The sequence below is a fragment of the Butyrivibrio sp. XB500-5 genome (assembly GCF_003625505.1).
GTDB lineage: Bacteria > Bacillota > Clostridia > Lachnospirales > Lachnospiraceae > Butyrivibrio.
On the sequence record NZ_RAIS01000003.1, the window covers coordinates 95,480 to 118,057 of the forward strand.

Here is a 22,578-nt window from a genome sequence, read left to right on the forward strand (position 1 = left end):
GAAAGGAGGACCATACAGATGGCTAATGTATCTGTTTACAATATGGAAGGCAAAGAAGTTGGTAAGCTTGATTTAAGCGATGCTATCTTCGGAGTTGAAGTAAATGAACATCTCGTACACATGGCAGTTCTTCAGCAGCTCGCTGACAAGCGCCAGGGTACACAGAAAGCAAAGACACGTTCTGAAGTTTCAGGAGGCGGAAGAAAGCCTTGGAGACAGAAGGGAACAGGTCATGCTAGACAGGGATCTATCAGAGCTCCTCAGTGGAAGGGCGGCGGAGTTGTATTTGCTCCCGTTCCGAGAGATTACTCTTTCAAGATGAACAAGAAAGAGAAGAGAGCTGCTCTTAAGTCTGCTCTTACAGATAAGGCACAGAACAACAACATCATCGTAGTTGACGAGCTTAAGTTCGATGAGATCAAGACTAAGAAGTTCGCAGAGGTTATGAACAACCTCAAGGCTACACGTAAGGCTCTTGTAGTTCTTGCAGACAATGACAAGAACGTAGTTCTTTCAGCAAGAAACCTTGCAGAGGCTAACACAACACTTACAAACACACTTAATGTGTATGATATCGTAAACGCTAGGACACTCGTTCTTACAAAGGACGCAGTTGCTAAGATAGAGGAGGTGTATTGCTAATGGCAGCATTACAGTATTATGACGTAATCCTTAAGCCTGTAATTACTGAGAAGAGCATGGCAGGCATGAGCGAGAAGAAGTACACTTTCCTTGTAAATCCTGAAGCAAACAAGACACAGATCAAGGAAGCTGTAGAGAAGATGTTCGAAGGAACAAAGGTTGCTAAGGTTAACACACTCAATGCCAACGGCAAGAAGAAGAGACGTGGAATGACAATCGGCTTCACAGCTAAGACTAAGAAAGCTATTGTTCAGTTAACTGAGGACAGCAAGGACATCGAAATCTTCCAGGGACTTTAATTTTTAGACGACTATAAACTATACGTGCGAATCCAACTTAAGTCCGGGATTCAAGTGCTACAAGCACCATGCACGTGATAAACAAAAAAGGAGAAAATATCATGGGAATTAAGAAATACGGCCCATATACCCCATCCAGAAGAAATATGACCGGTTCAGATTTCTCAGAGATCACAAAGAAGACTCCCGAGAGATCACTCGTTGTTTCTAAGAACAGCAAGGCCGGACGTAACAACCAGGGTAAGATCACTGTTAGACATCGTGGATGCGGCGGCAGAGTTAAGTACAGAATTATAGATTTCAAGAGAAATAAGGACGATATGACTGCAACAGTTATCGGTATCGAGTACGATCCTAACAGATCTGCTAATATCGCACTTATTCAGTACGAGGATGGAACAAAGTCATACATCCTTGCACCTAACGGTCTTACAGACGGAATGAAAGTTATGAACGGTGCTAACGCTGAGATCAGAGTTGGTAACTGCCTTCCTCTTTCAGCAATTCCTGTCGGTGAAAACGTACACAACATTGAGCTTTATCCCGGAAAGGGCGGCCAGATGGTTCGTTCAGCCGGAAACGCTGCACAGCTCATGGCTAAAGAAGGTAAGTACGCAACACTTCGTCTTCCTTCAGGCGAGATGAGAATGGTTCCTATCGAGTGCAGAGCAACAATCGGTGTTGTAGGAAACGGTGATCACAACCTTATTAACTATGGTAAAGCCGGAAGAATCCGTCACATGGGTATCAGACCTACAGTTCGTGGTTCTGTTATGAACCCTAACGACCATCCTCACGGAGGTGGTGAAGGTAGAGCACCTATTGGACGTTCTGGCCCTTGCACACCTTGGGGCAAGCCTGCTCTTGGTTACAAGACACGTAAGGCTAAGAAGGCTTCAAACAAGCTGATCGTAAGAAGAAGAAACGGTAAAGCCATCAAATAAGGAGGAATAAAATGTCTAGATCACTTAAAAAGGGACCTTTTGCAGACGCAAGCCTGCTCAAGAAGATAGATGCTATGAACGCAGAGGGCCAGAAGCAGATAGTTAAGACTTGGTCACGTCGTTCTACAATTTTCCCGTCTTTTGTTGGACACACAATAGCTGTTCATGACGGAAGAAAGCATATTCCTGTATATGTTACTGAAGATATGGTTGGACACAAGCTTGGTGAGTTTGTTCCCACAAGAACATTCAGAGGACATGCCGGAAGTTCTCCCGTTGAGAGAAAGAGCAGCATTAACTAAGAAGTGTCAATGAAAGGAGGTCAAATCCATGGAAATGGAAATCAAGCATAGATCTAAAATTAAAAGAGAAAGAAATCGTGACAATAAAGAGACAAGACCTTTTGCAAAGTTATCTTACGCAAGAATACCTGTTCAGAAGGCATGCTTTGTCATGGATGCTATCAGAGGTAAGGATGTTGAGACTGCACTTGCAATCCTTCAGTACAACCCCAGATATGCTTCAAGCGTAATCTACAAGCTCCTTAACAGCGCTGTAGCTAACGCAGAGAACAATAAGGGAATGAACAGAGCAAACCTCTTTGTTGCTGAGTGCACTGCAAGCAACGGCCCTATCATGAAGAGAATTCAGCCTAGAGCTCAGGGCAGAGCATACAGAATCAACAAGAGAATGAGCCATCTGACTGTTATTTTGGACGAGAGATAATTGAAAGGAGAAGCGAAAAATGGGACAGAAAGTTAATCCTCATGGCCTCAGAGTCGGTGTTATCGCTGACTGGGATTCCAAGTGGTATGCTGAATCTGGCGATTTCGCCAATAATCTTGTAGAAGATTACAATATCAGAAAATTTCTGAAGAAGAAGTTATATGCAGCTGGTGTTTCTAAGATCGAGATCGAGAGAGCATCAGATAGAGTTAAGGTTATCGTTTACACAGCTAAGCCCGGTGTTGTTATCGGTAAGGGTGGTGCTGAGATCGAAGTAACCAAGAAAGAGCTTTCAAAGCTCACAGACAAGAAGGTTCTTGTTGATATCAAAGAGATCAAGAAGCCCGATAAGGATGCACAGCTTGTTGCAGAGAACATCGCTCAGCAGCTTGAGAACCGTGTATCATTCAGAAGAGCAATGAAGTCTTGCATGAGCAGAACAATGAAGACAGATGCACTTGGTATCAAGGCATGCTGCTCAGGCCGTCTCGGCGGTGCAGATATCGCTCGTTCAGAGTTCTACAGCGAGGGAACTATTCCTCTTCAGACACTCAGAGCAGATATCGATTATGGTTTTGCTGAAGCAGATACAACTTACGGCAAGGTTGGTGTTAAGGTATGGATCTACAAGGGTGAAGTACTTCCGACCAAGGCTGGTGAGAATTCAGATAAGGAAGGGAGCGATAAATAATGTTAATGCCTAAGAGAGTTAAGCACCGCAAGCAGTTCCGCGGTTCAATGGCTCATAAAATTACTCGTGGTACTACAATCACTTATGGTGAGTACGGAATTGTTGCGCTTGAGCCTTGCTGGATCAATTCAAACCAGATTGAGGCAGCTCGTATAGCTATGACACGTTTCATCAAGCGTGGTGGTAATGTTTGGATCAAGATTTTCCCTGACAAACCTATCACATTAAAGCCTCTTGGAACACGTATGGGTTCCGGTAAAGGTGCAGTAGATAGATGGGTAGCTGTTGTTAAGCCCGGTCGTGTAATGTTCGAAATCGGTGGAGTTGCCGAGGCCGATGCTAGAGAAGCTCTTCGTCTTGCGACACATAAGCTTCCTTGCAAATGCAAGATCGTTTCAAAGGCTGATTTGGAAGGCGGTGTATCTAAATGAAAATAAATAAGTATGTAGACGAGCTTAAGGCTAAGTCTGTTGATGAGCTTCAGACAGAGCTTGTATCAGCTAAGAAGGAACTTTTTAATTTAAAATTCCAGAACGCTACAAACCAGTTGGATAATACAGCAAGAATCAAAGAAGTAAGAAGAAATATTGCAAGAATCCAGACTGTAATCACACAGAATGCTAAGGCTGCTAACTAAGCCTTTTGCCTAATCTAAAAGGAGAATAATCGTGGAAAGAAATTTAAGAAAAACGCGTGTTGGAAAAGTAACAAGCGATAAGATGGACAAGACCATCACAGTTTCCATTGAGGACCATGTTAAGCATCCTCTTTACAAGAAAATCGTGAAGAGAACATATAAGCTTAAGGCTCATGACGAGAACAATGAGTGCCGTATCGGTGACACAGTTAAAGTCATGGAAACAAAGCCTATCTCCAAAGATAAGAGATGGAGACTTGTATCCATTATTGAACGTGCAAAGTAATACGAAAAAAGGAGAAATATCATGATTCAGCAGGAAAGTAGACTGAAGGTCGCTGATAACACCGGTGCGAAAGAGCTTCTCACTATCCGTGTTATGGGTGGATCTACAAGAAGATATGCGAGAATCGGCGACACTATCGTTGCTTCCGTTAAAGAAGCAACACCCGGCGGAGTTGTAAAGAAGGGTGATGTTGTAAAGGCTGTTGTCGTTCGTACTGTTAAAGAGACACGTCGTAAGGACGGTTCCTACATCAGATTTGATGAGAACGCTGCTGTTGTTATCAATGAAGATGGTACGCCTAAGGGAACACGTATTTTTGGACCCGTAGCCAGAGAGCTTCGTGAGAAGAAATTCATGAAGATCCTTTCTCTTGCTCCGGAAGTATTATAAGGAGGCGCCCATAATGTCAACATGTAAGATTAAGAAGGGCGATACAGTTAAGGTTATCGCCGGCAGAGAAATCGACAAGGAAGGCAAGGTTCTTTCTGTTGATGCTAAGAACGGTAAGGTTGTTGTAGAGGGTATCAATAAGGTTACAAAGCATGAGAAGCCTTCTGCTAAGAACCCTAACGGCGGAATTGTAGAGAGCGAAGCTGCTCTTGATATCTCAAACGTTGTGTATCTTCACAAGGGCAAGCCTACCAGAATCGGCTTCAAGGTTGAGAAGGACGAGAACGGTAAGGTTGTAAAGAAGAACCGCATCGCAAAAAAGACCGGTGAGGTTATTGACTAATTTTGGAAGGAGGTATTAAGCGTTGAGTAGATATAAAGATTTATACAAGAACGAGATCGTTGATGCTATGACCAAGAAGTTCGGTTATAAGAACGTTATGCAGGTACCTAAGCTCGACAAGATCGTTGTAAATATGGCAGTTGGAGAAGCTAAGGAGAATGCTAAGCTTCTTGAGAACGCTGCAAACGATATGGCTATCATCACAGGCCAGAAGCCTATCTATACAAAGGCTAAGAAGTCAATCGCTAACTTCAAGTTGAGAGAGGGCATGCCTATCGGATGTAAGGTTACACTCCGTGGCGAGAAGATGTACGATTTCCTTGATCGTCTCGTAAACCTTGCTCTTCCCAGAGTTCGTGACTTCAGAGGAGTTAATCCTAACTCTTTTGACGGAAGAGGAAACTATGCACTTGGACTTAAAGAGCAGCTCATCTTCCCTGAGATCGAGTACGATAAGATCGATAAGACAAGAGGTATGGATGTAATTTTCACAACAACAGCTAAGACAGACGAAGAGGCTCGTGAGCTTCTCAGACTGTTCAATATGCCTTTTGCAAAGTAATTATAGGAGGGAAATAACACATGGCTAAATTATCCATGAAGTTGAAACAGCAGATGAAACCTAAGTTCTCTACACGTGCATACAACCGTTGTAAGATCTGTGGTCGTCCTCATGCTTATCTTAGAAAGTACGGAATCTGCAGAATTTGCTTCCGTGAGCTTGCATATAAGGGCGAGATTCCTGGTGTTCGTAAGGCATCTTGGTAATTCTGTAGTTTTATAGTTGAGTTTTTACTTGTTAGGGTCATTAAAACAAAATGCATACACGCTTGCGTGTTAAGCATTTTGCGTATGACACCTAGATATTTAAACATTGCGGCTTCGTGTCTCTGCTCAATTCGGGGAGTAGTAAGGCGAAGCAAGAATAATTAAGGAGGCAATTTAAAATGGCAATGAACGATCCTATTGCAGATATGCTTACAAGAATTCGTAACGCAAATACTGCAAAGCATGACACTGTTGATGTTCCTTCTTCAAAGATGAAGCTTGCGATTGCAAACATTCTTCTTGATGAGGGTTATATTAAGAAGGTTGATGTTGTTGAAGATGGCGCTTTCAAGAATCTTCACATCACACTTAAGTACGGTGCAGACAGAAACGATAAGGTTATTACAGGCCTTAAGAGAATCTCAAAACCCGGTCTTCGTGTATACGCAGGCAAGGATGAGCTTCCCAGAGTATTAGGCGGTCTTGGTATTGCAATCATTTCAACAAACCAGGGCGTTGTAACTGATAAAAAAGCAAGAGAGCTCCAGGTTGGTGGCGAAGTTCTTGCATTCATTTGGTAAATTGGAGGTACGGGCATGTCACGAATCGGAAAAATGCCAATCGCAGTTCCTGCTGGAGTTACAGTAGAAGTTGCAGAAAATAATAAGGTGACTGTTAAGGGGCCTAAGGGTACCCTTACAAGAGTATTCCCTGCTGAGATTTCTTTCTCACAGGCAGATGGTCAGATCGAAGTTAAGAGACCTGACGATCAGAAGAAGACAAGAGCTTTACACGGTCTTTCAAGAAGCCTTCTCAACAACATGGTTGTTGGTGTAACAGATGGTTTCGAGAAGAAGCTCGAGGTTAACGGTGTAGGTTACAGAGCTGCTAAGAATGGTAAGACACTCTCTCTTACACTTGGTTATTCACATCCCGTTGAACTTGCTGATCCTGAAGGAGTTGAGACAGTAGTTGAGGGACAGATAATCACTGTTAAGGGAATCGACAAAGAGGCTGTTGGCCAGCACGCTGCTATCATCAGAGAGAAGAGAGCTCCCGAACCTTATAAGGGCAAAGGAATCAAGTACATTGATGAGGTTATCAAGCGTAAGGTTGGTAAGACAGGTAAGAAGTAATTAAGATAAGGAGAGTGCAAAATGGTTAGTAAAGAATCAAGACAGAAAGTTCGTGCTAAGAAGCACATGAAGATTCGTAATCGTTTCAGCGGAACAGCTGAGAGACCACGTTTAGCAGTATTTAGAAGCAATAATCATGTTTATGCACAGGTTATTGATGATGTTGCCGGCAAGACAATTGTTTCTGCTTCAACTCTTGAAAAAGATATCAAGGCAGAGCTCAAGAATACAGACGACATTGAGGCTGCTACAAAGATCGGTAATGTTGTAGCAAAGAGAGCATTAGATAAGGGCATCAAGGCCGTTGTATTTGACAGAGGTGGATATATCTACCACGGAAAAGTAAAAGCTTTAGCTGATGCTGCCAGAGAAGCTGGCCTTGAATTCTAAGAAGGGAGAAAACACAATATGAAGCGTACAATAGTTGATGCTAGTCAGCTTGAATTGACAGATAAAGTTGTAACCATCAAGCGTGTTACTAAGGTTGTTAAAGGTGGACGTAACATGAAGTTCACTGCACTTGTTGTTGTAGGTGATAACAACGGACACGTTGGTGTTGGTCTGGGCAAATCTACTGAAGTCCCGGACGCTATCCGTAAGGGTAAGGAAGATGCTACAAAGAATCTCATCACAGTTCCTCTTGATGAGAACAACAGTATCACACATGATTTCGTAGGTAAGTTCGGCTCTGCTGAAGTATTACTTAAGAGATCACCCGAAGGTACCGGTATCATCGCCGGAGGTCCCGCTCGTTCAGTATGTGAGCTTGCAGGAATCAGAAACATCAGAACAAAGTCACTTGGTTCTAACAATAAGCAGAATGTTGTTTATGCTACAATCAATGGCCTTGCTCAGCTTAAGACACCTGAAGAAGTAGCAGCTAAGCGCGGTAAATCCGTAGCAGATGTAACTGCTTGATAGGAGGAAAAATCAATGGCAAAGAGTAGTGATAAGAAGCTTAAGATCACATTGGTTAAGTCCACAATAGGTGCTATTCCCAAGCAGGTGGCAACAGTTAAATCAATGGGATTTAAGAAGCTTAACAGTTCTGTTGAACTTCCCGATAACTCAGCTACAAGAGGACAGATTCAGCAGATCAGACATCTTGTAAAAGTTGAAGAAATCTAATTTTTAGATTATTCTATATTACATGTAAATAGTATCCGGGGCTGCTTTACGTATACGCGAGTGGAAGATAGCGATATCGGCTGCGTTGAGCGGTATAAGCCTCGGAGTTAAATGAAGGAGGAATATCATGGAATTATCAAACTTAAGACCTGCTGAAGGTTCTGTACAGAGCGATAATTTTAGAAGAGGCCGTGGTCATGCTTCAGGAAACGGTAAGACAGCCGGTAAGGGTCACAAGGGTCAGAAGGCTCGTTCAGGAGCTCCCAGACTTGGCTTTGAAGGTGGTCAGATGCCCCTTTTCAGAAGACTTCCCAAGAGAGGCTTCAAGAATATCAATCATAAGAATATCGTAGGCATCAACGTAAGTGCACTTGAAGTATTTGATAACGGAGCAGTTGTTGATGTTCAGGCACTCAAGGATCAGGGTATCATCAAGAAAGAGCTTGATGGTGTTAAGATTCTTGGCAACGGAGAATTTACTAAGAAGCTTACGGTTAAGGCTAACGCTTTCAGCGCAGCTGCTAAAGAAAAAATCGAGGCACTTGGTGGAACAACAGAGGTGATCTAATGTTTAAGTCCCTAATGAATGCATTAAAGGTCAAAGAGATAAGAATGAAAATTCTTTTCACACTCTTTATGCTTGCTGTAATCAGATTTGGTTCTGCTATCGCGGTACCCGGTATGAATATTGAAGAGTTTAAAGCATGGCTGGCAAGCATCAAAGAAGGTGACACGTTTGGCTTCTTGGATAGATTTACAGGTGGTTCATTTGAGAAGATGTCAATTCTTGCTCTCAACATCACACCTTATATCACATCATCCATTATAGTTCAGCTTCTTACAATCGCTATTCCCAAGTTTGAGGAGTGGCAGAGAGACGGAGAAGACGGAAGAAAGAAGCTTACAAAGCTTACAAGGTTCTTTACCATTGCCTTGGCACTTATTGAATCTATTGCTATGTCAATTGGATTTAATAAGGGCGGATATCTTGCAGAAGGCAATAAGGTATTCCTTATAATTCAGATTGTAGCTGCATTTACAGCCGGTAGTGCATTCCTAATGTGGATTGGCGAAAGAATCACAGACAATGGGGTTGGAAATGGTATTTCAATAGTTCTGACCATAAACATTCTCTCCAGAATGCCCAATGATATCGCGGCATTGTTTGGACAGTTTGTGATCGGTAAGCCTATTGCAAGGGGAGTGGTTTCTGCAATAATTATTTTTGCGGTAATTATTGCCATGGTTGTATTGGTAGTTATTCTTAATGGCGCTGAGCGCAGGATTCCTGTTCAGTATGCCAAGAAGATACAGGGCAGAAAGACATACGGTGGTAACCGCATGGAAATGCCCCTTAAAGTTAATACAGCAGGCGTTATGCCTATTATCTTTGCAATGTCACTTTTCCAGTTCCCTGTTCTTATAACTTCGTTAACAGGTTATAAAGGAGACGGAATTTGGGCTGAGATCTCAAAGTATCTCAGTCAGGGTGAGTGGTGTAATCCCAATCACTGGAATTATTCGATTGGATTACTTGTATATATCCTTTTGCTTATCTTCTTTGCGTATTTCTATACGTCAATTTCTTTCAATCCTATTGAGATTGCAGAGAATATGAAGAAGCAGGGCGGATTTATACCCGGAATAAGACCCGGAAAGCCTACAAGTGAATATCTTACAAGCATCCTGAACTATATCATCTTTATCGGAGCTTGCGGACTCATCATTATCGGTGTGCTCCCCATCTTCTTTAACGGTATGTTCGGAGCTAAGGTTTCATTCGGTGGAACCAGCCTTATCATCGTGGTAAGTGTTATCCTTGAGACTATCAAGCAGATTGAGTCTCAGATGCTTGTTCGTAATTACAAAGGTTTTTTGGAAGACTGATTTTGTAACTTAAAAAGAGGTACAAGGCTCGTATTATGCGAGTCTTGCAACCTCTTATTCTACTTTTAGAGAAGGATAGTGATTTATGAAAATTATTATGTTAGGCGCACCCGGCGCGGGTAAAGGAACACAGGCTCAGATGATCGCGGAGAAGTACAATGTTCCCCACATCTCAACAGGAGACATCTTCAGAGCCAATATCAAGAACGGAACAGAGCTTGGCAAGAAGGCTAAGGAATATATGGATAAGGGACAGCTTGTTCCCGATGAACTTACAGTACAGCTTTTGCTCGACAGAGTAGCAAACAAGGATTGTGAGAACGGTTATGTTCTTGATGGATTCCCTCGTACCATACCTCAGGCAGACGTTCTTGACGCAGAGCTTACAAAGCTCGGTGACAAGGTTGATTTTGCTATCAACGTTGACGTTCCCGATGAGAATATCGTTCGCAGAATGTCAGGAAGAAGAGCATGCCTTAAGTGTGGTGCTACCTATCATATTGAGCATATTAAGCCTCAGAAGGACGGAATCTGCGATAAGTGCGGAAGTGAGCTTGTTCAGAGAGATGATGACAAACCTGAGACAGTACAGAACAGACTCAGCGTTTATCATGAGCAGACTCAGCCTCTTATCGAATATTACGAGAATAAAGGTATCTTAAAGACTGTAGACGGAACAAAAGATATGCAGGTTGTATTTAACGGTATCGTTGATATTTTGAACGCGTAAGGTCTTGGTGTTATTATATGGCTATAAGTATTAAAACAGAGCAAGAGATCGACCTTATGAGACAGTCAGGGCATCTTTTGGCAAAGGTTCATGAAGAACTGCATGCCGCTCTTCGCCCCGGAATCTCAACATATGAGCTCGATGAGATCGGGGAAAAGACTATCCGTGCTCTTGGCGGAATACCTAATTGTAAGAACTATGAAGGTTTTCCGGCATCTATGTGCATATCTGTAAACGACGAAGTCGTTCATGGAATACCAAGCAGAGACAGAATCCTTATGGAAGGAGATATAGTCTCTTTCGATACGGGACTTATATATAAAGGGTATCATTCTGATGCGGCAAGAACCTGGGGTGTCGGCAAGATAAGCGATGAGGCGCAGAAACTTATTGATGTTACCAGAGAGAGCTTTTTTGAAGGAATAAAAAAGGCTAAGGCGGGAAACAGACTTTATGATATATCTGCGGCAATAGATGCTTATATCAAACCTCACGGTTACGGTATAGTAAGGGAACTTACGGGCCACGGCATCGGAACAAGTCTTCACGAGGAGCCTACGGTTCCGAATTATAAGCAGTGGAGACGAGGAATCAAGCTTAAGAAGGGCATGACGATATGCGTAGAGCCTATGATCACAATGGGTGAGCGTTATGTCGGATGGCTTGATGATGAGTGGACGGTTGTTACCGTAGACGGTTCATATGCAGCGCATTATGAAAATACCATCGCCATCACGGATGGTGAACCGGAGATATTAACCATTATTTAAATTTGATCTTAATGTAATAAGGAGATAAAAGATGTCAAAGGCTGATGTTATTGAAATCGAAGGAAAAGTAATCGAGAAGCTTCCCAATACCATGTTTCAGGTAGAGCTTGAGAACGGACACGTTGTACTTGCTCATATCAGTGGTAAGCTTCGCCAGAACTTCATCAGAATTCTTCCCGGAGATAAGGTTACTCTTGAGCTTTCACCTTATGATCTCACAAAAGGTAGAATTATCTGGAGAGATAAATAATTTTTTATCCGAATAAAATAGTATAATAAAAATATAGTTGTATAATATGACGCCTGTTCTTGTGTGAGGAATTCATGATACAGAAAATTTTCGACAGATATTTTGACAGCGTTTCGTTCATACATCATAGCAAGAAAAGGATAGCGGAGGACAACATTAGAAATACGGGGGATCTTATAATATTTCTCACTTGCGTATGCCTTTTGCTTCTTTGTTTATCGTTCTTGTTTTCAGGGAACTATCCGGTTTATGCTGCGCAGATAGTGCTTTGTCTTATCGCGGCAGGCATAGCCTTTTTTCAGAGAGTATTCTTGAGCAATATTACCGAGAGCTTTGTACTCACCAGGATTTATTGCTTTATATTCTATGCTTGGATCATACTAAGCTATTCTTATGTCGATATTCTTCACAACACTGAATCCAGATGTATTTTTTTTCCGTTTGCCATGGTTGCATTTACGGCTGTCTACATTGACAACTTTGTGGAGACAACTTGGTTCAAGATCGTACTCACGGCAATCTATGGTGCAATGGATTATGTCGTAAGACCGTATTATGATGTTCGAAAGGATATCATGATCGCTGTGACTGCAGTTCTTATCTCATGCTTTTGCTATTATGAGATCATAGATCTTGCAGCGGATAAGGGCGAAGACAGGAAGAAACTGGTTCAGAGAAGTACGACGGATCTTCTCACAGGCGTACTCAACAAGCTTTCTTTTGAGGAGCGTTGCAACGAATATCTCACCAACAGGATAGCCGGTGCGAAATGTGTTCTTTTCATATTTGATCTGGATGATTTTAAATACGTCAACGATCATTACGGACACCAGACCGGTGATAAGGTTATAAAGACCTTTTCGCAGATCCTGCAGGGCTATTTTCATCCCAACGACGTTATAGGCAGGATCGGAGGCGATGAATTCATGGTACTTGTAATGGGCGAGATGCCTGAAGGATTTACCGAACGCAGATGTCGAAGTGTCTTGCATGAGTTTAAGACGACCACAATCGACGAGGCGTCGGGACTTACATGCAGTATAGGAATCGTTGAGGATACTTGGGGACGTAATTTTACCCAGTTATATCACGCTGCGGATGAAGCTTTGTATAAGGCCAAAAAGAGCGGAAAAGCTAAATTTTGCATATCAGAAAGTGCTTTATGAGCTTTTTTTCATAACTTAATAAATGTTTTATTGTACAAAATCAAGCCATGTCTTATAATTTTATGTATAGACATGGCTTTTTCTTTGTGTGTACAAGAGGATATCCAAATGTTAGAGAGATTTTATCGAGTATACGAAGGAAGCAATTTTTTTATTGCTTATAATGAGAAAAAGATAGCAGCGGACAATATTAAAGCGATTGAGCAATCGCCGGTCTTTATTACGCTTAGCATACTCATTTATTTTGTAGTATCTTGGTGCTGTAATCTGACAATACAGTTCGATGTATTTCTGTTTGTTCCCGTGATCATGGTCGGCCTGTGTTATCTTGCATACAGACAGTCTGTTCCGTACATACGAATAAGCTTTAACAGAGTAAGAGTCTTTTCGCTCGCATTTTACTCTGTTATCTTTCTTGCGTTCGGGCTTACGGAAGCTTATATTAAGCCTTCCAGAATGTCCGTAATACTTCCGATCGGAATATTCATAATCACTTCCGTATATCTTGATTATTTTGTGCGAATGCTTATATATAAGGTGGTACTTTCCCTTGTCTTTCTTACAGCTGATTATTGGATAAAAAGAAATCCCGTGATCCGCGAGGATATTATTTTGATCGCACTTTCCATAATGGTCACGAGCCTTTGCTATTACGTTCTCATGAATAACATAACGGACAGAAGCGAAGTGTCGCATGACATGGAGAAAAAGAGTAAGACGGATATACTCACAGGTCTTTTGAACAAAAAATCTTTTGAAGAGCGAAGCAAGGAATATATCACGGAGAGAAATCCCGGAGCAAAAGCAACGTTGTTTGTTTTTGACTTTGATGACTTTAAGTATATTAACGAAGACTATGGCCACCAGATAGGAGATGAGCTTCTAAAGCACTTCGGCGCAATACTTCGAGAGTATTTTCACCCAAGCGATGTTGTGGGACGTGTCGGCGGTGATAAGTTCATGGTGCTCGTAATGGGCGAGATGCCTGAGACATTTATAGAAAAGAGATGTAAGAACATCGAGCAGGACCTGGCGAAACTAAAGATTGAGGACGCCAAGGGATTCTCGTGCAGTATAGGTATATGCGAAGACAAAAATTCGCATTCCTTCGATGAGATCAAAAACATAGCGGGAAGGGCATTATTTGAGGCAAAAGAGAGAGGAAAAGGCCTCCATGTCGTGAAACACGGCTGACAAAAATAGATACGAAATATTGGCGTTAAGTATGATATAATCTTGAATGACGGGCAATCTACCGTCGTTCAAGATTTCTTTTTTATTTCTTTATTTTTATGGAGGATTGTTATGGGTGAAAAGAGACAGGCTATTTATGATGCAACAACGTTGGGGAAGCCGAAGATGGCTATTTTGGGACTGCAGCACATGTTCGCCATGTTCGGAGCAACTATTTTGGTTCCGATCCTTGTAAACGGATATTTCCGGGGTGAAGGACTTTCGGTACAGGTTACACTTCTTTTTGCGGGATTGGGAACGCTCCTCTTCCACGTATTTTCCAAATTTAAGGTTCCGGCTTTTCTGGGATCGTCATTCGCCTTTTTGGGCGGCTTTTCAACAGTGGCAAATTTAAATACAGGCAAATATGCAAATATGACTTTCGGAGAGAAGTTACCGTATGCCTGCGGCGGAATCGTTATTGCGGGACTTTTGTACCTCGTACTTGCGGTTATCATTAAGCTTGTGGGGGTTAAGAAGGTTATGCACTTCCTTCCGCCTGTCGTTACAGGACCCATCATTATGTGTATCGGACTTTCCCTTGTGCCTTCTGCGATTCAGAATGCTTCAGCCAATGTATTCCTTGCATTTGTGGCACTTGCGGTAGTTGTTATATTCAATATCTGGGGAAAAGGAATGTTTAGGATCATCCCCATACTTATGGGCGTTGTTATAGCTTATGTCGTTGCCCTGATCATGCAGGCCATGGGCTTTACCAATGCTGACGGAAGCGCGATCATCAACTTTGAGCCTATCGCGCAGGCAAGCTGGGTGGGACTTCCTCCTTTCATTATTGCCAAATTTGACGTTACATCCATACTTGTTATGGCTCCTATCGCGATCGCTACAATGATGGAGCATGTCGGAGATATTTCAGCCATTTCCGCAACAACAGGTAAAAACTTTATCGAAGATCCCGGCCTTCACAGAACTCTTTTCGGTGACGGCCTTGCAACAGCGGTGGCAGGACTATTCGGAGGCCCCGCAAATACAACATACGGCGAAAATACCGGTGTTCTTGAGCTTTCTAAGGTTTATGATCCCAAGGTTGTGCGTATCGCCGCTTGCTATGCGATCGTAGTCAGCTTTATTCCCAAGATTGCCGATGTTATTGGAACTATGCCCACAGCGATCATCGGAGGAATAAGCTTCATATTATACGGAATGATCTCAGCCATCGGTGTAAGAAACGTTGTAGAGAACAAGGTAGACTTTACTAAGTCAAGAAACCTTATTATCGCTGCTATTATTCTTGTATCGGGACTTGGCTTTACAAACGGTATAACGTTTGAGGTAAAAGGCGTATCGATCACACTTACATCACTTGCAATAGCAGCTATACTCGGTATTCTTCTCAACATCATTCTTCCCGGAAACGACTACAATTTCGGCGAGAATTACAAGGGAGACATCAATCGAGGAGTCAGCTTCAACAATAATGCTCAGGATGAAGAAAACTAATATCGAAATATTGTAAAAAATCTATTGCCTATTGACTTTGATTATGTTACTATGTTAAATGGTCTTTTTATTTAGAGGGGATATTATGCCCTTCTTTAAGCATTATGCTGTACCATGCAGGAAAGGAGTAACAATGAAAGTTAGGTCTTCTGTTAAGCCTATGTGCGAGAAGTGCAAGGTTATTAAGAGAAAGGGCGTTATCAGAGTTATCTGCGATAACCCTAAGCACAAACAGAGACAGGGATAATTCGAGCCGTTTTCGGATTACTTTTTGATACCAATATAGAACATGCTGATCTATAGCGTATTGGAAAGATCGGATGATCCTGTCCGGTTGGGCATGTCATTTGCCCCAATCAAACAAGTAACCGCTCCGGGGTATTTTGATCGGAGCAAGAGAAGCTAAGCTTCTCACAACTATTATTTATATTTATTCAATGGAGGAATTAAAATGGCTCGTATTGCAGGTGTAGATTTACCCAGAGATAAGCGAGTAGAGATCGGTTTGACATATATCTACGGAATCGGTAGAACAAGCTCAAACAAGATTCTTGAAGCAGCAAAAGTAAATCCGGACACACGTGTTCGTGATCTTACAGATGAAGAAGTTAAGAGAATTGCCGAGATTATCGGTAGCGACTACGATGTAGAAGGTGACCTCAGAAGAGAGATCGCTATGAACATCAAGAGACTTTCAGAGATCGGATGTTTCAGAGGAATCCGTCACAGAAGAGGACTTCCTTGCCGTGGTCAGAGAACTAAGACAAACGCAAGAACAAGAAAAGGACCGAAGAGAACAATCGCAAACAAGAAGAAATAATTTTTCTTTATTGTATCTGAGCATGGCAGATGAGCGAAGTAACATTATAACTAGTATTTATAGGAAGAAAGTAGGTTAGTTTAAAATGGCAAATCAGAAAGCAACTGCAGCTAAGAAATCAGCTGCAAAGAAACGTGTCAAGAAAAACGTTGAACACGGACAGGCACACATTCAGTCATCTTTCAATAACACTATCGTTACATTGACAGATGCTGCAGGAAACGCTCTTAGCTGGGCAAGTGCCGGCGGTCTGGGATTTAAGGGTTCAAGGAAATCTACTCCTTATGCTGCACAGGTAGCTGCAGAGACAGCAACTAAGGCTGCGCTTGTACATGGCCTTAAGACTGTTGATGTATTCGTTAAGGGACCCGGATCAGGAAGAGAGGCTGCAATCAGAGCCCTCGCTGCAAGTGGTCTTACAGTTACATCTATCACAGACGTAACACCTGTACCTCATAACGGATGCCGCCCGCCTAAGCGTCGTAGAGTGTAAGCAATAAAGGGGTGGAAACACATAAATTTGTGTGCTTGCACAAACAAATTTATGTATTTACAGACCTAAACATACATGAGAAAGTAGCATGATAATGCGGATTTCGAATGTATGTAGAATTGCGAGAGTGCGTAGCACGTAGCAATTCGTTATATTGCTTCACAACATCAATGTAGTTACATGTGCATATATAGATTTATAGATGTATATTAAAACTCGTTGGACGAAGGTGCGCAAACACTGTAAACAACATCAGACGACCGAGGTTGTCTGAGAAAAAGAAAGGAGCCAAACATGGCAGTAAACAGAGTTCCCGTATTAAAGAGATGCAGATCTCTCGATCTGGATCCTACATTCCTTGGATATGACAAGAAGTCCAAGAGAACATCTTCAAGAACAGGTAAGAAGAGTGAGTACGCACTTCAGCTTCGTGAGAAGCAGAAGGCTAAGTTCATCTATGGCGTTCTTGAGAAGCCTTTCAGAAACTACTATGACAGAGCTGATAGAATGAAGGGTCAGACAGGTTCAAACCTTATGACAATTCTTGAGACAAGACTTGATAACGTAGTATTCAGAATGGGATTCGCCAGAACAAGAAGAGAGGCTAGACAGGTTGTTCTTCACAAGTTCATCACTGTTAACGGCAAGGTGGTTAATGTACCTTCATACCTTATCAAGGCCGGTGATGTTATCGAAGTTAAGGACGTAGCTAAGAATATCCAGAGATTCAAGGATATCGCAGAAATCACTGCAGCAAGACTCGTTCCTGAGTGGCTTGATGTTAACAAGGAGAGCCTCAAGGGTACAATCAAAGAGCTTCCTTCAAGGGATGTTATCGACGTTCCCGTTGACGAGATGCTTATCGTCGAGTTGTACTCTAAGTAATTCGTAGGGCACATTTAATAAATAACTTGTTGACTAAGCACATAAGGAGGGTATATCAGTGTTTGATTTTGAAAGACCAAATATTGAAGTTGCTGAGATCTCAGATGATAAGAAATATGGTAAATTCGTAGTAGAGCCTCTTGAGAGAGGTTACGGTATTACACTGGGCAATTCCCTTCGTAGGATTATGCTCTCATCACTTCCCGGAGCAGCAGTAAGCCAGGTTAAGATCGAAGGTGTTCTTCATGAGTTCAGTTCTATTCCCGGAGTTAAGGAAGACGTAACTGAGATCATTATGAATATCAAGAATCTTTCCATTAAGAATTCTTCAGATACCAATGAGCCTAAGACTGCATACATTGAGTTCAGCGGTGAAGGTGTTGTAAAGGCTTCTGATATTCAGGTTGACCAGGATATTGAGATCATGAATCCCGATCAGGTTATCGCTACACTTTCCGGAAAAGATGCTAAGCTCTACATGGAGCTTACAATCACAAAGGGAAGAGGTTATGTAAGTTCTGACAAGAATAAGTCAGGAGATCTTCCTATCGGAGTGATCGCAATCGATTCTATCTACACACCTGTAGAGAGAGTTAACGTAACTGTAGAGAATACTCGTGTAGGTCAGGTAACTGATTTTGATAAGCTTACACTTGATGTTCACACAGACGGTACACTTGCTCCCGACGAGGCAGTAAGCCTTGCAGCTAAGGTACTCAGTGAGCATTTAAGCCTGTTCATCGATCTTTCCGAGAATGCTAAGACCGCAGAGGTTATGGTAGAGAAGGAAGATGACGAGAAGGGCAAGGTTCTCGAGATGTCAATTGATGAGCTTGAACTTTCGGTTCGTTCATTCAACTGCCTCAAGAGAGCAGGCATCAATACCGTTCAGGAACTTGCAAACAAGACTCCTGATGATATGATGAAGGTTCGTAATCTTGGACGTAAGTCACTTGAGGAAGTTCTTGCTAAGCTTGATGAGCTCGGACTTTCACTCAGAATTGATAGCGAACAGTAATATCTACATGAATTGATATGATATCCGCGGAGGGTAAATCCGATGCGTACCAATGTGGATTCTCATAATGGACAATGCAACAACATCATAAAAGTAAGACCGATGCGCATTTTGTGATGTACCACTGCAAGGGGAACCTTGCGAATGAGAAAGGATGTAAATAGACATGGCAATGTACAGAAAGCTTGGAAAAGCAACAAAGCCCAGAAGAGCACTTCTTCGTAACCAGGTAACAGCACTTCTTTACAACGGAAAGATTGTTACCACAGAGGCAAGAGCAAAGGAAATCAAGAAGATCGTAGAGCCTATGATCACTCTTGCAGCTAAGGAAAAGGACAACTTCGAGACACTTACAGTTGATTGCAAGGTTCCTGAGAAGGACAAGGACGGTAAGAGAGTAAAGGAAGTTGTTGACGGTAAGAAGGTTACTAAGTACACAACCGTTAAGAAGGAAATCAAGAAAGATATGCCTTCACGTATGCACGCAAGAAGACAGCTTCTTAAGACTCTTTATCCTGTACTTGATGTTCCTCAGGAGAACAAGGGAAGAAAGAGAAACACTAAGGAAGTTGACCTTGTAGCAAAGCTTTTCGATGAGTACGGACCTAAGTACGCAGATCGTAAGGGTGGTTACACAAGAATCATCAAGATTGGTCAGAGAAAAGGCGACGCAGCTATGATGGTTGTTCTTGAGCTTGTTTAATACTTGCTTGTAGATTTAATACGAATTAAAAAGAGATTTCAGAGCATATGCCCTGAAATCTCTTTTATTTTGCTTATATTCGATTTTTCTTTTAAATCATAGTCTTACTCGATTATTTATATTGATCGATGTTCTGAGGCGTTATGGCAACAAATGGAACCCATACATACTTAAGGTCTTCGGTAGCTCCGGATAATGATGATACGGAGCCTCCTTTTGCCAATGTGATGGCGCTGTTAACAGCCATTGTGCCCTGACCGACTGTATCCTGGAGAACTGTCATATATAAGTCTCCGCTTCTGATAGCTTCGCAGCCGCTGTCCGTTGCATCAATTCCGGCTACAAGCTTTTTATGAGTATCATAGCCGTTGTCCTTAAGCCATTTGATAGCTCCGATAGCCATCGGGTCGTTATTACATATGATGCAGTCAAAATCCTGCTTTGTTTTCTTGAAGATCTCCAGCTGATCGTATGCAACGGTATCAGACCAGTCACCGTGATCTACAAATACATAATTGGCATTTACGCCGTTATCAAGGAAGAAGTATTTAACCGCATTGGTACGCTGGGGAACAGCAGCGTGTCCTTTCATTCCTTCCATGATGATAACATTTAAGGATTGAGGTTTTCCAAGGCCGTTCCAAATGTATTCTGCCTGGAATCTGCCGGCGTCTTGTTCAAATGATCCCACATAGATGAATTGATCACCCTTAAGATAATCGGAATCAGGTTCGTTGTTTATAAATACGATGGGGAGATTACCTGCAGCGTTTTCCATCTGAAGAATTGTTGTGGCATCGGCAAGTCTGCATATGATCGCATTATAGCCCTGGCCTTCCGCATCTGCAATCTGCTTCATCTGGATCTCGGGATCGCTCTGACAGTATACGGTATCAATCGTAGCCCCGGTATCTTTAGCCATTTGATCTATTGTTTCGCACAAGGTGTTAAGGAAAGTATCGGTTTCATCATGCAACGTCATCAGTATTTTTACACCACTTCCGTTTACCACGCCGGCGCTTGCTGATTTAGCTCCGCAACCCGTAACGGTTATAGCCAGCAGCACGGAACATAGCAGAAAAGCTATTGATTTTTTAATTAGATTCTTCATAATTGGTCTCCTTATTAAATCTTGAACTGCTGAACATAGGATGTAAGTGTCTCGGAAGTGCTTGCCAATTTGTGTGAGTTATCCGCAACATCCTGACTGTGCTGGGTTATGCTGTTAGCCTGCTCAACCATTCTGCGGCTGGTCTCAAGAATCTCATCGGTACTTGCGGCCTGCTCTTCGGAAATGGCTGCTACGTTGCTGGCAACATCATCAACCTTCTGTACATCCTGTATCATAAGGTCAATAAGTTCATTGGATTTTTCAATATTCTGATAAATCTGATCAAAAGTATCTACGGCAGTGTTGATAAGCTCGCTGTTAGCCTCGATATTCTTGGCACTGGTCTGAGCCTGTTCTACAACGCTGTCGATAGCTTTTCTTACGTCATCAATAAGTTTTGCGATGTTTTCGGCACTTGCTGCAGAGTTCTGAGCAAGCTTACCGATCTCGGTAGCAACAACCGCAAATCCTTTACCTGTTTCTCCAGCACGTGCAGCTTCGATTGAAGCATTGAGTGAAAGAAGATTGGTTTGCTCGGCGATCTCGGCAATAAGGCCGACAATGTTGGTGATCTCTTCGGAAGCCTTGCCGACTTCGTTGATGGAATCAACAAGTTCATCGTTACTGGCTTTAATGTCTTGCATTGCATCGGCGAGCTGTTCCATATCATCACGGCCTTTTTTACTGATCTCAACAGTTTCTTTCATACTGTCATTGGCCTGATTTGAATTATCTCGTGTATCGGAAACAACCATAGCAAGCGTTGTTGCGTTCTGAGCAATCTCGTTAACTGCAACGGCAAGCTGGTCAACAGTGTTATTAAGATTTTGCATAGCTTCCGACTGTGACTGGGAAGCTTCGAACATGCTCTTTGATACAATATCCGAATTATCCGACTGCTCTTTAAGCACTTTTGATTCGTCGTTGATGGTGCTGAGCATTTTTCTCATGGACTGAACGAATTCGCTAACTTTGCTGCCCATGACACCGATCTCATCATTGCTTTCCTGTTTAACATCAATGGTAAAGTCGCCGGCGGACATATCAGAGATGTTCTGAGTGATTCCGCCAAGAGGAGCAATAACTCTGGAAACCATAAAGTTGATAAGGAGAACAATGAGTATGATCGCGATTATTCCGATAATGGCAAGCGTTGTGACGAGCTTGGTCACGTCTTTCATTATGGTATCTTTATGAACATATGAAACAAGAACCCAGTCGGTTCCGGCTATCTGTTTGAAAGCGACTACGTTATTTTGAAGAGTTACAGTTGTATAGTTTCTTTTGGCTACTTTTTCTGCAATTGCAGCCATAAGCTTATCAGAATCACCTGTTGTGAGCTTGGTTGATACTCTGCTCTTGTCACGATGTGCAAGGATGGTGCTGTCTGTAAGGTCAACAAGGAAAGACGCAGCCTGATCCATTTTTACTCGTGAATTAACGATGATACTGATCTGATCAAGTGAAAGATCGGCAGCGATTACCTTAAGGTCATCCGATCCATCGTTAATAATACCTGTAGCACTTATAACATTGACTCCGCTGGCATCCTGGTAGGTGTTACCGTAGACCATATTAACGTGGCTAAGACCCTGTTTAAACCAGATCTGCTGAGTAGGATTGTCAGTGTTTTTGGTAGATTCGGACGCTTTAAATACTTTACCGCTCTGGGTCGCAATGTATGGACCGTTTTTGCAGTAAGAGTTAAAACCGTATAATTCGTCCATCATTTTAGACAATTCTTCTTCAGGAAGATGGGCGCTTTCAACCATGTGTTTAACTGTGGTGAAATTTTGGAGATTATCATTCAGCCAAGCTTCGATATTATCAGCCTGGTTGGAAATGGATGAATTGAGCTGTGATGTTGCCATTGCAGTCATGCTTCTGCTCGATAGGAACCCGGAAATGAACACCAAAATAAGAATGGTAGCAACTACGGCAGGAACTAAGAACAACAGAAGTTTGTTTTTAATCTTTGCATGTCGCTTTTCTTTAACTTTTCCCATTTGTAAGTCTCCTTAAATTTTGAGATAATTACAGAAGTTAATTGTATTTTATCTC

At 42.2% G+C, this 22,578-nt stretch carries 34 protein-coding genes; 32 read left to right on the forward strand and 2 right to left on the reverse strand.

Annotation, left to right across the window (positions count from 1 at the left end):
• The first annotated feature begins 18 nt into the window (after positions 1-18).
• From rplD to D6856_RS06970, 32 genes are all read left to right on the forward strand, one after another.
• Positions 19-642, forward strand: coding sequence for a 50S ribosomal protein L4 (rplD, locus tag D6856_RS06815; RefSeq protein WP_092247235.1), 624 nt, complete (start codon positions 19-21; stop codon positions 640-642).
• Positions 642-941 carry a 50S ribosomal protein L23 gene (gene rplW, locus D6856_RS06820; protein WP_092247233.1) on the forward strand — a complete coding sequence of 100 codons (300 nt, stop codon included), beginning with the start codon at positions 642-644 and terminating at the stop codon, positions 939-941. The genes rplD and rplW overlap by 1 nt, the downstream gene beginning before the upstream one ends.
• Before the next feature lie 101 nt (positions 942-1,042).
• Positions 1,043-1,885, forward strand: a complete 843-nt coding sequence (rplB, locus tag D6856_RS06825; RefSeq protein ID WP_120686302.1) for a 50S ribosomal protein L2 — start codon at positions 1,043-1,045, stop codon at positions 1,883-1,885.
• A gap of 11 nt (positions 1,886-1,896) precedes the next feature.
• Positions 1,897-2,187 carry a 30S ribosomal protein S19 gene (gene rpsS, locus D6856_RS06830; RefSeq protein ID WP_092247228.1) on the forward strand — a complete coding sequence of 97 codons (291 nt, stop codon included), beginning with the start codon at positions 1,897-1,899 and terminating at the stop codon, positions 2,185-2,187.
• A 28-nt stretch (positions 2,188-2,215) separates the two neighbouring features.
• Entirely contained in the window at positions 2,216-2,611 is a 396-nt protein-coding gene (gene rplV, locus D6856_RS06835; RefSeq protein WP_442857313.1) for a 50S ribosomal protein L22, read from the forward strand.
• Between the two features lie 19 nt (positions 2,612-2,630).
• Complete coding sequence (gene rpsC, locus D6856_RS06840; protein ID WP_022778093.1) at positions 2,631-3,302, forward strand: 30S ribosomal protein S3; 672 nt, start codon at positions 2,631-2,633, stop codon at positions 3,300-3,302.
• Positions 3,302-3,733, forward strand: a complete 432-nt coding sequence (rplP, locus tag D6856_RS06845; RefSeq protein WP_092247225.1) for a 50S ribosomal protein L16 — start codon at positions 3,302-3,304, stop codon at positions 3,731-3,733. Before rpsC ends, rplP begins: the two co-directional genes overlap by 1 nt.
• Complete coding sequence (rpmC, locus tag D6856_RS06850) at positions 3,730-3,939, forward strand: 50S ribosomal protein L29 (protein ID WP_092247222.1); 210 nt, start codon at positions 3,730-3,732, stop codon at positions 3,937-3,939. The genes rplP and rpmC overlap by 4 nt, the downstream gene beginning before the upstream one ends.
• 31 nt (positions 3,940-3,970) lie before the next feature.
• A complete protein-coding gene (rpsQ, locus tag D6856_RS06855; RefSeq protein ID WP_013280005.1) occupies positions 3,971-4,225 on the forward strand; it encodes a 30S ribosomal protein S17 in 255 nt (84 codons plus the stop codon).
• A 21-nt stretch (positions 4,226-4,246) separates the two neighbouring features.
• Positions 4,247-4,615, forward strand: a complete 369-nt coding sequence (gene rplN, locus D6856_RS06860; protein WP_013280006.1) for a 50S ribosomal protein L14 — start codon at positions 4,247-4,249, stop codon at positions 4,613-4,615.
• A 13-nt stretch (positions 4,616-4,628) separates the two neighbouring features.
• Entirely contained in the window at positions 4,629-4,958 is a 330-nt protein-coding gene (rplX, locus tag D6856_RS06865; protein ID WP_092247219.1) for a 50S ribosomal protein L24, read from the forward strand.
• Between the two features lie 22 nt (positions 4,959-4,980).
• The gene (gene rplE / locus D6856_RS06870) at positions 4,981-5,520 is read left to right on the forward strand and encodes a 50S ribosomal protein L5 (protein WP_092247217.1); all 540 of its coding nucleotides are present in this window, start codon (positions 4,981-4,983) and stop codon (positions 5,518-5,520) included.
• Between the two features lie 20 nt (positions 5,521-5,540).
• Positions 5,541-5,726 (forward strand): type Z 30S ribosomal protein S14, encoded by a 186-nt coding sequence (locus D6856_RS06875; RefSeq protein ID WP_022764364.1) that lies wholly within the window; start codon positions 5,541-5,543, stop codon positions 5,724-5,726.
• Positions 5,727-5,905: 179 nt separating this feature from the next.
• Positions 5,906-6,307: a 30S ribosomal protein S8 gene (gene rpsH / locus D6856_RS06880; protein ID WP_092247214.1), complete on the forward strand. Its 402-nt coding sequence runs from the start codon at positions 5,906-5,908 to the stop codon at positions 6,305-6,307.
• A gap of 15 nt (positions 6,308-6,322) precedes the next feature.
• Complete coding sequence (gene rplF / locus D6856_RS06885; RefSeq protein WP_120686303.1) at positions 6,323-6,862, forward strand: 50S ribosomal protein L6; 540 nt, start codon at positions 6,323-6,325, stop codon at positions 6,860-6,862.
• Between the two features lie 21 nt (positions 6,863-6,883).
• Entirely contained in the window at positions 6,884-7,252 is a 369-nt protein-coding gene (gene rplR / locus D6856_RS06890; protein WP_092247208.1) for a 50S ribosomal protein L18, read from the forward strand.
• An 18-nt stretch (positions 7,253-7,270) separates the two neighbouring features.
• On the forward strand, positions 7,271-7,780 hold the full coding sequence (rpsE, locus tag D6856_RS06895) for a 30S ribosomal protein S5 (protein WP_092247205.1): 510 nt from the start codon (positions 7,271-7,273) through the stop codon (positions 7,778-7,780).
• A gap of 15 nt (positions 7,781-7,795) precedes the next feature.
• Positions 7,796-7,990: a 50S ribosomal protein L30 gene (gene rpmD / locus D6856_RS06900; RefSeq protein WP_092247202.1), complete on the forward strand. Its 195-nt coding sequence runs from the start codon at positions 7,796-7,798 to the stop codon at positions 7,988-7,990.
• Between the two features lie 127 nt (positions 7,991-8,117).
• Positions 8,118-8,558: a 50S ribosomal protein L15 gene (rplO, locus tag D6856_RS06905; protein WP_026655616.1), complete on the forward strand. Its 441-nt coding sequence runs from the start codon at positions 8,118-8,120 to the stop codon at positions 8,556-8,558.
• Positions 8,558-9,877, forward strand: coding sequence for a preprotein translocase subunit SecY (gene secY, locus D6856_RS06910; RefSeq protein ID WP_120686304.1), 1,320 nt, complete (start codon positions 8,558-8,560; stop codon positions 9,875-9,877). Before rplO ends, secY begins: the two co-directional genes overlap by 1 nt.
• Positions 9,878-9,962: 85 nt before the next feature.
• Positions 9,963-10,607, forward strand: a complete 645-nt coding sequence (locus tag D6856_RS06915; RefSeq protein WP_092247196.1) for an adenylate kinase — start codon at positions 9,963-9,965, stop codon at positions 10,605-10,607.
• 17 nt (positions 10,608-10,624) lie between these two features.
• Positions 10,625-11,377 carry a type I methionyl aminopeptidase gene (map, locus tag D6856_RS06920; RefSeq protein ID WP_120686305.1) on the forward strand — a complete coding sequence of 251 codons (753 nt, stop codon included), beginning with the start codon at positions 10,625-10,627 and terminating at the stop codon, positions 11,375-11,377.
• Between the two features lie 31 nt (positions 11,378-11,408).
• Entirely contained in the window at positions 11,409-11,627 is a 219-nt protein-coding gene (gene infA, locus D6856_RS06925; protein ID WP_013280019.1) for a translation initiation factor IF-1, read from the forward strand.
• A 74-nt stretch (positions 11,628-11,701) separates the two neighbouring features.
• A complete protein-coding gene (locus tag D6856_RS06930) occupies positions 11,702-12,793 on the forward strand; it encodes a GGDEF domain-containing protein (RefSeq protein ID WP_120686306.1) in 1,092 nt (363 codons plus the stop codon).
• Positions 12,794-12,901: 108 nt separating this feature from the next.
• Positions 12,902-13,987 (forward strand): GGDEF domain-containing protein, encoded by a 1,086-nt coding sequence (locus D6856_RS06935; RefSeq protein WP_158588854.1) that lies wholly within the window; start codon positions 12,902-12,904, stop codon positions 13,985-13,987.
• A gap of 111 nt (positions 13,988-14,098) precedes the next feature.
• A complete protein-coding gene (locus tag D6856_RS06940) occupies positions 14,099-15,487 on the forward strand; it encodes a uracil-xanthine permease family protein (RefSeq protein WP_092247185.1) in 1,389 nt (462 codons plus the stop codon).
• Between the two features lie 133 nt (positions 15,488-15,620).
• Complete coding sequence (gene rpmJ / locus D6856_RS06945; RefSeq protein WP_013280022.1) at positions 15,621-15,734, forward strand: 50S ribosomal protein L36; 114 nt, start codon at positions 15,621-15,623, stop codon at positions 15,732-15,734.
• A 204-nt stretch (positions 15,735-15,938) separates the two neighbouring features.
• Positions 15,939-16,307 carry a 30S ribosomal protein S13 gene (gene rpsM, locus D6856_RS06950; protein WP_092247182.1) on the forward strand — a complete coding sequence of 123 codons (369 nt, stop codon included), beginning with the start codon at positions 15,939-15,941 and terminating at the stop codon, positions 16,305-16,307.
• An 85-nt stretch (positions 16,308-16,392) separates the two neighbouring features.
• Positions 16,393-16,800: a 30S ribosomal protein S11 gene (gene rpsK, locus D6856_RS06955; protein WP_092247179.1), complete on the forward strand. Its 408-nt coding sequence runs from the start codon at positions 16,393-16,395 to the stop codon at positions 16,798-16,800.
• A gap of 294 nt (positions 16,801-17,094) precedes the next feature.
• Positions 17,095-17,685 carry a 30S ribosomal protein S4 gene (rpsD, locus tag D6856_RS06960; protein ID WP_092247176.1) on the forward strand — a complete coding sequence of 197 codons (591 nt, stop codon included), beginning with the start codon at positions 17,095-17,097 and terminating at the stop codon, positions 17,683-17,685.
• 58 nt (positions 17,686-17,743) lie between these two features.
• Positions 17,744-18,703 (forward strand): DNA-directed RNA polymerase subunit alpha, encoded by a 960-nt coding sequence (locus D6856_RS06965; RefSeq protein ID WP_092247173.1) that lies wholly within the window; start codon positions 17,744-17,746, stop codon positions 18,701-18,703.
• A gap of 166 nt (positions 18,704-18,869) precedes the next feature.
• Positions 18,870-19,406, forward strand: a complete 537-nt coding sequence (locus D6856_RS06970) for a bL17 family ribosomal protein (RefSeq protein ID WP_092247171.1) — start codon at positions 18,870-18,872, stop codon at positions 19,404-19,406.
• Positions 19,407-19,518: 112 nt separating this feature from the next.
• Here D6856_RS06970 and D6856_RS06975 read toward each other — a convergent pair whose 3' ends face one another.
• Complete coding sequence (locus tag D6856_RS06975; protein WP_120686308.1) at positions 19,519-20,517, reverse strand: substrate-binding domain-containing protein; 999 nt, start codon at positions 20,515-20,517, stop codon at positions 19,519-19,521.
• Between the two features lie 14 nt (positions 20,518-20,531).
• A complete protein-coding gene (locus tag D6856_RS06980; protein WP_120686309.1) occupies positions 20,532-22,523 on the reverse strand; it encodes a methyl-accepting chemotaxis protein in 1,992 nt (663 codons plus the stop codon).
• Positions 22,524-22,578: the final 55 nt, after the last annotated feature.